The 15,093-nt window shown below is 70.2% G+C and carries 10 protein-coding genes; 4 read left to right on the top strand and 6 right to left on the bottom strand.

Annotated elements, in window-relative coordinates:
* Positions 1–143: 143 nt before the first annotated feature.
* Positions 144–2,141 carry a calcium-binding protein gene (locus ACFVXA_RS09180; RefSeq protein WP_390024456.1) on the top strand — a complete coding sequence of 666 codons (1,998 nt, stop codon included), beginning with the start codon at positions 144–146 and terminating at the stop codon, positions 2,139–2,141.
* A gap of 62 nt (positions 2,142–2,203) precedes the next feature.
* On the opposite strand, the gene ACFVXA_RS09175 is transcribed toward ACFVXA_RS09180, so the two are convergent.
* From ACFVXA_RS09175 to ACFVXA_RS09150, 6 genes are all read right to left on the bottom strand, one after another.
* Positions 2,204–5,122, bottom strand: coding sequence for a glycoside hydrolase family 2 TIM barrel-domain containing protein (locus ACFVXA_RS09175; protein ID WP_390024454.1), 2,919 nt, complete (start codon positions 5,120–5,122; stop codon positions 2,204–2,206).
* A 27-nt stretch (positions 5,123–5,149) separates the two neighbouring features.
* Positions 5,150–6,025: a carbohydrate ABC transporter permease gene (locus ACFVXA_RS09170; protein WP_362017539.1), complete on the bottom strand. Its 876-nt coding sequence runs from the start codon at positions 6,023–6,025 to the stop codon at positions 5,150–5,152.
* On the bottom strand, positions 6,022–6,987 hold the full coding sequence (locus tag ACFVXA_RS09165; protein WP_389757631.1) for a carbohydrate ABC transporter permease: 966 nt from the start codon (positions 6,985–6,987) through the stop codon (positions 6,022–6,024). The genes ACFVXA_RS09170 and ACFVXA_RS09165 overlap by 4 nt, the downstream gene beginning before the upstream one ends.
* Before the next feature lie 20 nt (positions 6,988–7,007).
* Entirely contained in the window at positions 7,008–8,273 is a 1,266-nt protein-coding gene (locus ACFVXA_RS09160; RefSeq protein ID WP_389463515.1) for an ABC transporter substrate-binding protein, read from the bottom strand.
* Between the two features lie 281 nt (positions 8,274–8,554).
* Entirely contained in the window at positions 8,555–9,817 is a 1,263-nt protein-coding gene (locus tag ACFVXA_RS09155; RefSeq protein WP_390024452.1) for an ROK family protein, read from the bottom strand.
* Between the two features lie 204 nt (positions 9,818–10,021).
* Complete coding sequence (locus ACFVXA_RS09150) at positions 10,022–11,272, bottom strand: FAD-binding protein (protein WP_362017547.1); 1,251 nt, start codon at positions 11,270–11,272, stop codon at positions 10,022–10,024.
* Positions 11,273–11,459: 187 nt separating this feature from the next.
* Here ACFVXA_RS09150 and ACFVXA_RS09145 point away from each other — a divergent pair, with 187 nt between their 5' ends.
* The 3 genes from ACFVXA_RS09145 (at position 11,460) to ACFVXA_RS09135 (ending at position 14,864) form a co-directional block, all read left to right on the top strand.
* Positions 11,460–12,467 (top strand): hydroxyacid dehydrogenase, encoded by a 1,008-nt coding sequence (locus tag ACFVXA_RS09145; protein ID WP_389463518.1) that lies wholly within the window; start codon positions 11,460–11,462, stop codon positions 12,465–12,467.
* 343 nt (positions 12,468–12,810) lie between these two features.
* Positions 12,811–13,473, top strand: a complete 663-nt coding sequence (locus ACFVXA_RS09140) for a pyridoxamine 5'-phosphate oxidase family protein (protein WP_362017551.1) — start codon at positions 12,811–12,813, stop codon at positions 13,471–13,473.
* A 71-nt stretch (positions 13,474–13,544) separates the two neighbouring features.
* The gene (locus ACFVXA_RS09135; protein ID WP_362017553.1) at positions 13,545–14,864 is read left to right on the top strand and encodes a radical SAM protein; all 1,320 of its coding nucleotides are present in this window, start codon (positions 13,545–13,547) and stop codon (positions 14,862–14,864) included.
* The last annotated feature ends 229 nt before the right edge of the window (positions 14,865–15,093 follow it).

Raw genomic sequence — 15,093 nt, 5'->3', positions numbered from 1 at the left:
GTGGCCAGGACAGCGGGGGCCAGGACGGCGGGGGCTCATGCCCCTGTGCCTGTCATCCCGGAGAGTGGAACTTCGGAGGCCACTGAGCCCAGCGGGCGGCCGGGCGTGCGAGGGCGTGGTGCGGGTGTCCGGATGCTTGGCGCATGTCCACCCTCAGTCTTCGGCATCCGTGCCGCTCGCGCCTGGGGCGGGTCGTGTCGACCGTCGCCGCGGCGCTGGCGCTCGTCGTCGCCCTGCCCGGTTCCGCCCTGGCCGCACCCGGCGATCTCGACCCCTCCTTCGGCAGCGGTGGCACGGTCACCGTCGACCGTGGCACCTCCGAGAGCGGCGCGGACGTCGCCCTCCAGCCCGACGGCAAGATCGTCACCGTCGGTACCAACATCCAAAACGGTGCCTCCTCCGGCGACTTCTCCGTGCTGCGGCACAACGCCGACGGCAGCATCGACACCTCGTTCGGCAGCGGCGGGGAGGTCGTGACGGACATGGCCGGCGGCCAGGACGGGGCCGGCGGGGTCGCGCTGCAGCCCGACGGGAAGATCGTCGTGGTCGGCACCAGCGAGATCCCGGACAACGGCTGCTGCTGGTTCACGGTGGCCCGCTACAACGCCAACGGCACCCTCGACACCGGCTTCGGCGACGGCGGCTGGGTCCGTGCCGACTTCGGTGACAACGGCTCCTCGGCCGGCGAGGCGGTCGCCGTGCAGTCCGACGGAAAGATCCTCGCCGCGGGCCAGACCGGCGGCCGATTCGCGGTGGTCCGCTACCTCTCCGACGGCAGCCCCGACCCGGCTTTCGGCACCGCCGGGCAGGTCGTCACCTCTTTCACCGAGGGCGCGCTCGGGTACGACATGGCGCTCCAGCCGGACGGCCGGATCGTCGTCGCCGGGTACACCGGAAGCACCCGCTTCGACTTCGCGCTGGCCCGCTACAACAGTGACGGCAGCCTGGACAGCGGCTTCGGGACGGGCGGGCGCGTGGTCACCGACTTCGGCGACTACGAGTTCGTGAACGGCGTCGCCGTCCAGTCCGACGGCAAGATCGTCGCGGCCGGATCCACCGGTGGCGACTTCGCGCTGGCCCGCTACAACGCCAACGGCAGCCTGGACAGCGGCTTCGGGACGGGCGGACGCGTGACCACCGACTTCGGCGGCACCAACGATCGGGCGAACGACCTGGCCCTGCAGCCCGACGGCCGGATCGTCACCGCGGGCATCAGGAACACCAACTTCGTGGTGGCGCGCTACAACACCGACGGCAGCCTGGACACCGGCTTCGGCACGAGCGGCCGTACGGTCACCGATTTCGGCGCCTACGACGAGGCGAGCGCTGTCGCCGTCCAGTCCGACGGCAAGATCGTCGCGTTCGGCACCACCGGCGACGACCGCGCCCTGGCCCGCTACCTCGGCGGCACCGGCACCCCGCCCCCGCCGCCGCCCGGGGTGGACCTGTCGGTCACCAAGACCGGACCCGCCACCGTCGCCATCGGCGACCGCGCCACGTACACCGTGACCGTCACCAACACCAGCACCAGCACCTCCGCCACCGGCGTCTCCCTCTCCGAGGCGCTCACCGGACCGGCCGCCTCGGTCGTCTCGGCCACACCCGGCCAGGGCACCTGCACCACCAGCGCCACCGGCGCGAGCTGCTCCCTGGGCACCCTCGCCCCCGGCGCCCGCACCACGGTGACGGTGGTCGTCGAACCCCGGGCCACCGGCACGCTCACCGACCGGGCCACCGTCACCGCCACCCAGACCGACCCGACCCCCGGCAACAACACCGCCACGGCCACCACCACCATCAGCAACACCCGCGGCTGCACGATCATCGGCACCAGCGGCAACGACACCATCAACGGCACGTTCGGCAACGACGTGATCTGCGCCCTCGGCGGCGACGACACCGTCAACGCGAGCTACGGCAACGACACCGTGTACGGCGGCTACGGCAACGACCGCCTCGACGGCAGCTTCGGCAACGACACCATGAACGGCGGCCCCGGAAACGACACTCTGATCGGCGGCTTCGGCACCGACAACCTCAACACCGCCGACGGCGTCTCCGCCAACGACACCGCCAACGGCGGCTCCGACACGGACACCTGCACCACGGACCCGGGCGACACCCGGATCAGCTGCCCCTAGCCCCACCCCACCCCCCCCCCCCCGGGGCCCGGACCGGCCGTCGGTCCGGGCCCCGGCCGCTGTCATCGGTCATGGAGCTCCGAGAAGACGAACGAGAACTCCGCGGGAGCGGCCCGCAGTTGGTACTGCGGAAGCGCTCCGGGGCCGCACGACTGCGAGCCGATGCCCTGTTGGCCGTGGTCGAGGTTGACCCAGACGGTGTCGCCGGGGACCAGGTCCGTCAGGTGTTCGGCGGCGTCGAGGTGTTCGGTGGTCCAGCGGCGAGCGGTGAACCAGAAGGACGGATCGCCCTCGACGCGCAGGCCACCGACCTCCGCCCACCGGACGTCGGGCCGCGCGCCGTTCTCCTGCGGACGGACGTACGGTGTCTGGAGCTCGTCGACCGTCGACTCCCAACGCCCCAGCATGGAAGCGGACTTGGTGTCCGGGTATCCCTCGCCCGGGCCGCCGCCGAACCACCTCACGCGGTCCGCCGAACCCGCGAGCCCCAGCCGGATCCCGAGCCGCGGCAACGGCAGTGTCCACTCGCCCTCCGGCGCCACGGACACGGTCAGCCGCAGCCGGGTGCCGTCGGACGTCCACCGGTACACCGTGCGCAGGCCCACCTCCCGGGCCGCGGGTGCCACCCGGGTGCGTACCGTCAGGGCGTCGTCACCCACCTCGACCGCGTCCAGCCGGTGGCGCATCCGATGAAGGCCCAGCTTGCGCCAGAGGGGGCCGTGGCGCTGGTCGGGCTGCCAGTGCGCGCCGTTGTCGTTGTCGGTCGGGGCGCGCCACACGTCCAGGCGCAGCCCGGTCACGTCGACCCCGCCGATCGTCCTCAGCGCGCCGGTGCGGGCGTCGAAGGCGGCCGGACCGAGGGTGATCCGCCGCTCGCCGAGCACGGGAGCGTCGGACTGGGGAACGCGGTTCGACGATCCTTCACTGACGGGCAGTTGCGCCCAGGCGACCAGGTGACCCCGCGGAGCCCACGCCGTCTCGGCGGCCAGCACCGCCCGTACCGTCCACTGTGTCTCGGCCCCCCGCCCGTCCACGGGCGGCGCCGGCAGCTTCACCTCGGCGGACTCGCCCGGGGCCAGCGCGGGCACCGGGAGCGCGCCCGCCTCGACCGTCTCGCCGTCGACCTGGTACGACCACTCGAAGGCGAGCTCCGAGAGATCGGCGAAGTCGTAGGCGTTGGTCACGCGCACGGTGCCGTCCGCGCCTCCCGCGAGCTCTCGGCGCCGCTCGGGCAGAGGGGACCCCCATCCCTCGATACGGACCGGTTCGATCACCTTCTTGTACTCGACAAGACCCGGCGACGGCGTGCGGTCCGGGAAGATCAGCCCGTCGCAGACGAAGTTCCCGTCGTGCAGCTCCTCACCGAAGTCGCCGCCGTACGCGAACCCGTACCGCTCGTCCTTGACGCCGTGGTCGATCCACTCCCAGATGAAGCCGCCCTGGATACGGTCGTACGACTCGAACAGGCGCTGGTAGTCGGCGATGCCGCCGGGGCCGTTGCCCATGGCGTGCCCGTACTCGCAGAGGATGAAGGGGAGTCGGCGGCGCCTGTGGGAGCCGCCGTCCCGGCCCCGGCCGATCCGCTCCACCTCGGCGTGGTCGGCGTACATCCGTGAATACACGTCCGTGTCACGACAGTTGATGTCACCCTCGTAATGGATGAGCCGTGAACCGTCCCGGCCGCGGATCCACTCGGCCATCGCGGTCAGGCCGCGCCCGGTACCGGCCTCGTTGCCGAGGGACCAGACGACGACGGACGGGTGGTTCTTGTCGCGTTCGACCATCCGGGCCGCGCGGTCGAGCAGCGCCGGAGTCCAGCGGTCGTCGTCAACGGGGTTGTCCCGCCAGGCCTGTTCGGTGAAACCGTGGGTCTCCAGGTCGCACTCGTCGACGACCCACAGGCCGTACTCGTCGCACAGGTCCAGGAAGGCGGGGTGCGGCGGGTAGTGCGAGGTGCGCACGGCGTTGATGTTGTGCCGCTTCATCAGCAGCACGTCCGCGCGCATGGTCTCCAGGTCGAGGGCGCGGCCCTGCTCCGGGTGCCACTCATGGCGGTTGACGCCCTTGAAGAGGAGGGGCTTCCCATTGACCTTGATCAGGCCGTCGGCCAGCTGCACGGTCCGGAAGCCGATGCGCAACGGGACGCGCTCGCCCTCCGTGACCAGCTCGCCGTCGTACAGCCGGGGCGTCTCGGCCGTCCACGGCCGCACCGGCACGGTCACCGACTCGCCGGTCGCGACATCGATGTCCAGGGCGGGCACGACGACCCGCCCGTCGACGTCCGAGTCGACGCGCAGCGTGCCCTCCCGCGCGCCATGGTCGTACGACGCGTGCACGAAGAAGTCGAGCACGCCGCCCGCCGGACGGTGCAGCAGCGTGACGTCCCGGAAGATGCCGGGCAGCCACCACTGGTCCTGGTCCTCCAGATACGAGCCCGCCGACCACTGGTGCACCCGGACCGCGAGTACGTTGCCGCCCGGCTTCAGCAGATGCCCGACCGTGAACTCGTGCGGCAGCCGGGAGCCCTTGAACTCGCCGATGTCCGTGCCGTTCAGCCAGACCCGGGCGCAGGACTCGACCCCGTCGAAGCGCAGCACCGCGCCGCCGTCCGAGGGCCAGTCGGCCGGCAGGTCGAAGAACCGCAGGTGGTCACCGGTCGGGTTCTCGGTCGGCACGCGCGGCGGGTCGACCGGGAAGGGGTAGAGATGGTTGGTGTAGACGGGGGATCCGAAGGAGCCGCCGCCCTGGAGGACCCAGTGGCCGGGGACCGTGACCTCGGGCCAGTCCCCGGCGTCGTAGCCCTCCTCGGCGAAGGAGTCGTCCTCGGCGTCGGCCGTCGCCGACACCCGTAGCCGCCAACTGCCGTTCAGCGAGAGCGACATGGCGTCCGAGCGCGCGTACCAGGCGCGGGGCGGCAGGGCCCCGCTGCCCGGTGAGACGTCCTCGACGTAGTCGATGGCTGTGGTGGTGCGGAAAGACATCGGTCTCCAGGTCCTCGGAAGAAGGTGTCAGCCCTTGATGCCGGTCTGCGCGACCCCCTGCACCAGCCAGCGCTGGAGGAACAGGAACACGAACACCAGGGGCAGGATCGAGATGGCGGTGGCCATGAAGATCAGGTGGTAGTTGACGGTCTGGTTGGTCATGTACGACGACAGGGCGACCTGGACCGTCCAGGCGCTGGGGTCCTGGCCGATGACCAGGGGCCACAGGAAGGCGTTCCAGCCGCTGATGAAGGTGATCGTGGCGATCGCCGCGAAGAAGTTGAGCGAGTTGGGTACGACGACCCGCCAGTACGCGCCCCAGTAGCCGAGCCCGTCCACCCGCGCCGCCTCCTCCAGTTCCTTGGGGAACCCCAGGAAGTACTGCCGGAAGAGGAAGCAGGTGAAACCACTGAACAGGCCGGGGATGATCAGACCCCGGTAACTGTCCACCCAGCCGAGCGACGAGACCAGAACGAAGCTGGGCACGAAGGTGACGGCCGTGGGAACCATCAGGGTGGCCAGGACGGCGTAGAAGACCTTGTTGGCGTGCCGGTAGGGGATGCGGGCCAGGCCGTAGCCCGCCAGGGAGCAGACCAGGAGGGTGCCGAGGGTCATCAGGACGGCGACGACCGTGGAGTTCCACATCGAGCGTCCGAAGTCGACGGTGACGTCGTGGAACGGCTCGGTGATGTTGCCCCACCGGATGTCCGTGGGGAACCATTTCCAGCTCTCGCCCGTGATCTCCGGGTCCGTCATCAGGGCGTTGCGGATGATCAGGTAGAAGGGGACGAGGAAGAGCAGGGCCGCGACGGCGATGGCGACGTACAGGCCGGCGTTGCCGATGACGCTGCCGCCGCGTTTCACCTTCCGCGGCTTGTCGACACCCGGTGCGGTGGCGGTCACTTGGACTCCTCACCCCTTCCGAAACCCATGAGCCTGCCCTGGAACAGGGTCACGACGCAGATCAGCAGGGTCAGGATGACCGCGCCCGCGCTGCCGGCGCCGTAGTCCTGGTTGTTGCCGAGCGCCGTCTTGTAGAGCTGGACCAGCGGCGGCTGGCCCCAGGTGGCCTTGCCCAGCAGGTTGAAGAACTCGTCGAAGGCCTGATAGGCCGCGATCAGGAGCAGCAGGATCACCGCGGTCGAGGTGGCCCGCAGCTGCGGCAGCGTGATGTGGCGGAAGGTCTGCCAGCCCGGCTCGGCGCCGTCGATGGCGGCGGCCTCGTAGAGCTCCGGCGGGATGTTCTGCAGCGCCGCCAGGAACAGGATCATGTAGAAGCCGGCCTGCAGCCACAGGCGTACGGTCACGATGACCAGCCAGTACCAGGGCGGGTCGGGGTTGGCCAGCCAGGCGATGTTGTCGACGCCGAACCAGCCGAGGACGGTGTTGGCGAGGCCGAAGCGGACGCCGTTGAAGATGGACATCTTCCAGACCAGCGCCGCGGCGACATAGCTGCACGCGGTGGGCAGGAAGAAGACCGAACGGAAGAACGCCTTCATGAGGCGCAGCCGGTGCACCATCAGCGCCAGGCCCAGCGAGAGCGCCCAGGTGGTGGGGACGATGAACGCGGCGAAGACGGTGAAGGTCCCCAGCGAGCTGACGAAGTCACTGTTCGTCAGGATCTGGTGGTAGTTGTCGAAGCCGATGAACTTGCTGGGGGTGACCGTGTAGCGCGCCTCGAAGAAGCTTAGCCAGATGCTCCAGCCGATGGGCACGAAGACGAAGATCACCAGACCGAGCAGGAACGGTCCGGTGAAGAGCCAGAAGTTGAGCGTGGCGTTGCCCCGCAGCCCCCGCCGGGGCCGGGCCCTGGAGGTCTTGGCCGGGGCGGGGCGCGTGAGGTCGCGTGCGGTGGTGGTCGACATGTCGTGGTCCGTCCGCCGGCCTATCCGAAGAGCTTCTTGAGCTCGACGCCGACCTTCTTGTCGCAGGCGTCGAGCGCGGCCTCGGGATTCTGGTTCTTGCGGACGGCGTTGGCCATGACGTCGTTGAACGCCGTGATCATGGCCTGGGTCCAGCCGATGTTGTCGAAGTGCCCGTAGGTGTTGAACAGCTTGACGCCCTCAGCGGGCAGACCCGACTTCAGCTTGGTGGCCTGCGCGGCGATCGAGGCACGCGGCGGGATGTGGAAGCCGTACGAGAGCGCCCAGTCCTCCTGGTACTTCTTCTGCTCGATCCACAGCCACTTCACGTACTCCTTGGCCGCCTCGACGTTGTTCCCCTTGGCGTTGACGAACATCGACCAACCGCCGTTGTAGACCGACTGCTTGCCGGCGGCGCCGACCTTGGGGAACGGGAAGATCCCCAGATCGTCCCCGAGCGCCTTCTGCATCACCGGCATCGCCCACATGCCGCACCACTGGATGGCACACAGGCCCTGGTCGATGGCCGACGGGTCCCAGTAGTCGGCCGGTGCGTCGAGCAGCAGGTGGCCGCTGGTGAACAGCCCGTGCAGCTTGGTGAGCCCCTCGGCGACCGCGTCCGTGTGGTAGGCGATCTCGTTCTTCGCGTCGAGGGTGTCGGCGCCGGCCGACCAGATCAGGTTGCTCTGGATCGAGGTGAGGTCGTTGCCGAGGAACAGGCCCTTGACCTTGCTGGTGGTCAACTTGGCCGCGGCCTCTATGAGTTCGTCCAGCGTGGTCGGCACGCTGACCTTGGCCTTCTCCAGCATCGACTTCCGGTAGAAGAAGAACTGCGGGTCGTCGATCATCCGGACGCCGTAGATCTTGCCGTCGACCGTGTGGGACGTGATGTCCGCCGGGTTGAAGTCGTCCTTGACCGGGTCGATGATGTCGCTCAGATCAGCCACCTGGCCGCTCTTGATGAGCTGGATCTGCGGGTGGAACTCGAAGACGTCGGGTGCGTTCTTGGTGAGCAGCGCCGCGAACAGCTTCGCCTCGAAGGTGTTGCCGGTGATCCACTGCGTGGACACGTTCGCCTTGTCGTAGGCCGCCGCGTACCGCTTGATGGCCTGCTCGGTGCCGGCCTCGCCGTACGCGTGGAAGTACTGGACGAGGCTCTTGCCCGAACCGCTCCCGCCGCCCCGGCCGTTGTTGCCGCCGCAGGCCGCCAGGGGGCCCAGTGCGGCCAGGCCCGCGGCGGCCCGCAGTACGGATCGACGGTCCCAGTTGCTGCTGCTCATTGCCGACATGCTGACGTCCTTGTCTCGAGTACGGCTGCGGCTCGGTGGCCGATGGCTCGTCGGCCAGATGGCTCAATTCGCTGTGCGGTGCGGGACGTTAACCTTCGCCTAATGCTTCGGCAAGGGGTTGGACGAAGTCGGTGCGAAGTGTTGTGGAGGGTTCGGGATACCGGACATCGCGGGCTCGCGGACGGCCGTCCAAGCGGCCCGCACACCCTCAACCCCCGAATGAGCGCTGGTGCTCCACCGCTCCTCTGCTCAGCTCTACTGCTCGCCCTGCCAGGCGCCGGTCATGAAGGCGGTGCGGTGCGGCTCCGTGCGGGGGCGGTGCGCTTGGCGGGCTGGGTCTGTCCTCTGCGGGGCTGGCCGACGGACTGGAGCGCCCCTTCCAGGGCGAACGTCGCCGCTCCGAGGCAGACCGGATCGGTCGGAATGGGGGAGAGGACGATCTCGGTGGCCGCGAACGGCCGCTTCAGCGCGTGCCGGGCCACGGCTTCGCGTACCTCGCGCAGCAACGGCTCGCCGAGCGTGGCGGCGACCCAGCTGCTCAACACGATGACCTCGGGGTTGAGGAGGTTCACCAGATCCGAGATGCCGGCACCGAGGTAACGGGCGGTGTCGCGCACGACCTTCAGCGCCACCGGATCCTCAGCGGCGACGCCACGGGCGAGCGCGTCGATCGTCGCGGTCTGGTCCTCCGGGTGCAGCAGCGGGCTGCCGGGGCTCAACTCCCGCAGGTTCAGCATGATTCCGGGCGCCCCGACGTACGTCTCCACACAGCCGTGGTTGCCGCAGTGGCACAGCCGGCCGTCCAGCACCAGCGTCGTATGGCCCCACTCGCCCGCACTGTTGCTGACCCCGCGGTGCAGGCCGCCGCCCAGCGCGAGACCGGCGCCCACTCCCGTGCCCAGATTGACGACCACGGCGTCGCCGCGCCCGCGGGCCGCGCCGAACCAGAGCTCGGCGACCGCGCAGGCCCGCAGGGGATTGTCGAGGTGGAGGGGGTAGGCGATGTGCTCGGCGAGCAGGTCGAGCAGCTGCACATCGTGCCAGTCCCAGTTCGGCGCGTACTCGGCGATCCCCGTGTCGCGGTCCACCTGCCCCGGCACGCTGACACCCACGCCGAGGACGCGCGCGCCCTCGACGCCTGCCTGCGCGACCACCGAGCCGACGGCCGTCGCCACATGCCCGACGACCTGCTCCGGGAGGCTCTCCCCGGGGCGCATGTCCTCATCGGCGCGGGCGAGGACGTTCAGCGCCAGGTCGAACAGCTCGACGCGTACGTACGTCTCCGCGATGTCGACGCCGATCAACGCGCCTCCCGACGCGTGCACCGCCACGAGGCCCCTCGGGCGGCCACCCGCGGAGTCCTCGAACCCGACCTCGGTCAGCATCCGCAGATCGAGCAGCTCACCGACGAGCGTGGCGACCGTGGCGAGGCTCAGCCCGGTCGCCGCCGCCACCTCCTGCCGGGAGGTGGGCGATTCGGCGATGATCTGGCGCAGCACCTCGTAACGGTTCGCGGTACGGATGTCGCGTGACGTGCGCTTCACCGGTCGTTCCCCCCTCAGGCCCTCCGCATATGGCGGGACCCGACGGCCCCGGCGCGGCGCAAGGCTATGGCCAGGGAAGGGCTTTCGACAAGGGGTTAGGAAAGGGGGTGGAGGAAGTCGGGGACGGCGAAATCCAGGAGAGAGCGAGGGGGCGACGGGCGGGGGCCACGTCCAGGAGGGGGCGCGGGAAGGCGAAGTCGAAGTCTAGGAGAGGGGCTGGAGAACGTTCCCCACGAAAGCGTTGGTGAACTTGCCCGCCGGGTCGAGTGACGCGACCAGCGCCCGGAAGTCGCCCAGCCGCGGGTAGCGCCCGCGCAGTATCTCCGACGGCACCGTGAACACCTTGCCCCAGTGCGGCCGGGGCGCGAACGGCTCCAGCGCCTCCTCCACCCGCCGCACCACCGGCAGGACGGCCGCCGTGTCCTCGACCCAGGTGAAGTGCAGGGCCACACTGTCCCTCCCGTACGCCGGACTCAGCCACTGGCGGTCGGCGGCCACGGTCCGCACCTCGCAGATCTGCAGCACCGGCGCGATCGTGTCGCGGATCGCGTCGAGCGCGTGCAGCGCGGACAGGGCGGCCGAGCGCGGCAGCAGATACTCGGACTGGAGCTCGGCCCCGCTGCTCGGGGTGAACTCGGCCCGGAAATGCGGGAGTCGCTCGTGCCAGGGACCTGGGACGCCGAGCTGCCGAGTGCAGTTCCGCGCGGGCATGCCCGGCACCGGGTGCATCGCCTCGGTCGCGGGCGCGGCCCACGGGAAGTCCGGCAGCGGCTGGTCGGTGCGCCGCTTGAGCCACACCTGCCGGAAGCCCGGTCGGCCCCAGTCGGTGAACAGACTCACGCTGTACGCCGTCGCCGCGACCGTCTCGAAGTCCAGCCCTTCCAGCGGGAGTTCGGTGAAGACATGCTGGCTCACCCCGAAGTCCGGCTCCAGGTCGAGGGTGAGCGCGGTGACCGCGCCGAGCGCGCCGAGCGAGGTCACGGCACCGTCGAAGCGGTCGTCCCCCCGCCCGATCGTCACCGTCGAGCCGTCGGCCGTGACCAGCTCGACCTCGCGCACCGCGGAACCGAGCGACCCGTTCGTGACGCCCGAACCGTGCGTTCCGGTCGCCACCGAACCGGCCACCGAGATGTGGGGGAGCGACGCCATGTTGTGCAGCGCGAACCCGTGCTCGTGCACGGTGCGGGCGAGTTCGGCGTACCGGACGCCGCCCGAGACCCGTGCCGTACGGGACGTGGTGTCGACGTCCACGGCGGGCGGCAGCGCGGTCAGCGACACCAGGACGCCGTCGGGGCCCGGCTCGGCGATCTCGTTGAACGAGTGTCCGCTGCCCAGCACCCGCACGCGCGCGCTCTCCGCCACGAGCGCGCGCAGCGCGTCGACCGAGCGCGGCCGGTGCAACTCCTTGGCCGAGTACGTGATGTTGCCGGCCCAGTTGGTCAGGGTCTCTGCCATCCCCGTCGTCCCTCCCCGGGAAGTCGCCGTCCGCGGCCGGTTCGGACGGCCACGCGGTGGACGGTACCCCGCCCCGCGTTCGGCCCACCGATCGGCCCATTGCCCCTCTCCCGCGGCGGGACCTACCGTAGAGAGCGGTTGCTCTCGGTGATGCCGCCGAGCCTCTCCGAGCCGGAAGGTCACCTCCTTGCCCGAACGTCCCGTGGCGATGTTCGCCATGACGGCCGAGAACGTGCCGCAGATCTTCCCTCCGGAGGCACTGGCCCGGCTGCGTGAGCTCGTGGACATCGATCCCGCCCTGGTGGCGGAGAGCTTCACCGATGCTCCGGTCCGAAAAGCCCTCGCTGAGACCGAGATCCTGATCACCGGCTGGGGCTGTCCCGTACTCGACCACGCCGCCCTGGAGGCGGCCCCGAAGCTGCGGGCCGTCCTGCACTCCGCCGGATCCGTCAAGGGCTTCGCCACGCCCGCGGTCTGGGAGCGCGGGCTCGTCGTGTCGTCGGCGGCCGGGGCGAACGCGCTGCCTGTCGCCGAGTACACGCTCGCGATGATCCTGCTCGCGGGCAAGGACCTCTTCGCCCAGCGGGACCGCCTGCGCGCCGAACGCGCGTTCCCCTACGGGAAGATCGTCCCCGGCATCGGCAACTTCGGGCGCCGGGTCGGGATCGTCGGAGCGTCGCGTGTCGGGCGACGGCTCATCGAGTTGCTGCGGCCGTTCGATCTGCGGGTGAGCCTTGCCGACCCGTACGTGGACGAGGCGGGGGCGGCGGCGCTGGGTGTCCCGCTGCTGCCGCTCGACGACCTCCTCGGCGGGAGTGACATCGTCACCCTCCACGCGCCGCAGACGCCTGAGACCCGGCGGATGATCGGGCGGCGTGAACTCGCGCTGATGCCTGACGGTTCCGTCCTCGTCAACACCGCGCGGGGGGCGCTTGTCGACCATGACGCGCTCGCCGATCAGCTGCGGGCCGGGCGGCTGAGTGCCGTCCTCGACGTGACCGAGCCGGAGCCGCTGCCGGCCGATTCGCCGCTGTATGAGCTGCCGAACGTCTTCATCACCCCGCATCTGGCGGGGTCGCAGGGGAATGAGGTCGCGCGACTCGGCCTCACGGTCGTGGAGGAAGTGGAACGGCTGGTGTCGGGGCGGGAGCCGGCGTTCCGGGTGGAGGGGGAGGGGCTGGAGCGGGCCGCGTGAAGGTGAGGCGAGGGTGCCGTGCGGGCTGGAGGGTGCGGCTCGGGCTGGAGGGTGCGGCTCGGGATGGAGGGTGCGGCTCGGGCTGGGGGGTGCCGCTCCGTATCGGCCCGACGAGCAGGACGTCGAGCGCCGAACGCGAACGCCGAGCGTCGAACGCCGAGCTTCGAACGCCGAGCGCCGTCGCCGTGTAGCCGGGGGGCGGGCGGGCCGGCATGTCGGTGAAGTGTCGGCGGACCGCCCGGCGACAAGCATCAGCTGCGGATTTCGTTGAGATATCGATCTGCGGCGACTGATTTAGTCTGCATATGGCCTCAGTGCTTGCGATATCGCTAGCATTCGACTCATGACCTACGGACCTCTCCCCGACACCGACCTCACCCGCCACCGCCGCCTCCGCGAGCAGGGCAGCCTGGATCGTGCCGCTCTCGACGCGATCCTCGACGCGGGGTTCATCTGCCACCTCGGTGTGATCGTCGAGGGACGGCCGATGGTGGTGCCGACGGTGTACGGGCGGGACGACCGGCAGCTGTATGTGCACGGGTCGGTGGCCAGCCGGAGCCTCGCCGGGCAGACGCCCGTCTGTGTGACCGTCACACATGTCGACGGGCTGGTCCTGGCTCGTTCGGTGTTCGAGCACGGGGTGAACTACCGCAGCGCGATGATCCACGGCGTGCCGCGACGGATCACCGATCCGGAGGAGAAGGCCGAGGGTCTGCGGCGGCTCACCGAGCACGCCACACCCGGGCAGTGGGACTACGCGCGCCGGCCGAGCCGCAAGGAACTGGCCGCGACGACGCTGCTCGCGCTCTCCCTCGAAGAGGCCTCGGTGAAGCTGCGTACCGGTGCCCCGGAGGACGGGGACGGGCCCGACGCCGCGCTCGGACTGTGGGCGGGGACGCTGCCGCTGACCTCGGCCTGGGGAGCGCCCGAGCCCGACCCGCTGTTGCCGCCGGACCTCGCCCCTCCGGCGCACATCGCGCGGCGCGAGGGGACCCGGCACGGCTGACGTGCGGGCAGGGGCATACCGTGAGGAGTCGAGCGCAGCAGAAGGAACGGGTCGGAAGCGAGGAGAACGGGATGGGCAGCCGCACCGCGCTGGTCGAGGATCTGATGGAGCGCTTCCCGCACGTGCCACGGGAAGCGGTCTTCAAGGAGGACCTGCTCCGTGGGGGTGTGGCCTTCGACGCCTCCGCCCTCAGTGACAACGAGAGCGGTGAGGTCAAGCCGAAGTCGTACTTCATCTTCTCCTTCGACCACGGCACCCTGCCCGAGCTGGGCGAGGCCGCGCTCCGGCGCCCGCCCGAGGAGATCATCCTCACCGGCGGCCCGTACGACCTGCGGCGGACCGTGGTGTCGGTGCGCGTCAATCCGTCGTCGCCGTACCGCGTCGCCGCCGACGAGGACGGGATGCTCGGGCTCTACCTCGACGGGAAGCGGATCTCCGACGTCGGCGTGCCGCCGATGCCCGAGTACTACCGGCACACGCTCTCCAACGGGAAGTCCGTGATGGAGGTGGCGCCCACCATCCAGTGGGGCTACCTGATCTACCTCACCGTCTTCCGCGTCTGCCAGTACTTCGGCGCCAAGGAGGAGTGCCAGTACTGCGACATCAACCACAACTGGCGCCAGCACAAGGCCGCGGGCCGGCCGTACACCGGTGTGAAGGACGTCGAGGAGGTCCTCGAAGCGCTGGAGATCATCGACCGGTACGACACGGCGAAGGCGTCCACCGCGTACACGCTGACCGGCGGCGCGATCACCTCGAAACTCCAGGGCCGCGACGAAGCCGACTTCTACGGGCACTACGCCAAAGCCATCGAGGAGCGGTTCCCGGGGCGGTGGATCGGCAAGGTCGTCGCGCAGGCGCTGCCCCGCGACGACGTGCAGCGGTTCAAGGACTACGGGGTGCAGATCTACCACCCCAACTACGAGGTGTGGGACCGGCGGCTCTTCGAGCTGTACTGCCCGGGCAAGGAGCGCTACGTCGGCCGCGACGAGTGGCACAAGCGCATCCTCGACTCGGCCGAGATCTTCGGCGCCCGCAATGTCATCCCCAACTTCGTGGCGGGCGTGGAGATGGCCGAACCCTTCGGCTTCACCACGGTCGACGAGGCCATCGCCTCCACCACCGAGGGACTGCGCTTCTTCATGTCGCACGGCATCACCCCCCGCTTCACCACCTGGTGCCCGGAGCCGACCACCCCGCTCGGCAAGGCCAACCCGCAGGGCGCGCCGCTGGAGTACCACATCCGTCTGCTGGAGGCCTACCGCGCCACGATGGACGAGTTCGGCCTCCAGTCGCCGCCCGGATACGGCGAGCCCGGCCCGGGCCGCGCGGTCTTCTCCGTCAGCTCCTTCATGGACAGCCTTCCCGCGCAGGAGCCGTCGAAGGTGTAATCCGCAGCGAGCCGCCGGGCGGCTGCGACGGGGCCGGGCAGTCCGGCGGCTGGACGGTCCGGCCGCCGGACAACCGGGCGGCCGGGGCACAGAAGTCGACGGGAATCGAGAAGTTCTGGATTCCCCTCCGTACCACACCAGACGGTTCCGTACCGCACCAGACGGTCGCGCGGCGGGGCCGGGGGGTGCCCGCGGCGCGGGGCGGGCCCCGGGTGGCTCGTTTGGATTT

It is taken from the genome of Streptomyces sp. NPDC058246 (assembly GCF_042881985.1).
Taxonomy (GTDB): domain Bacteria; phylum Actinomycetota; class Actinomycetes; order Streptomycetales; family Streptomycetaceae; genus Streptomyces.
The sequence above is the reverse complement of the archived record's forward strand: the minus strand, read 5'-3'. Positions and strand labels throughout refer to the sequence as shown.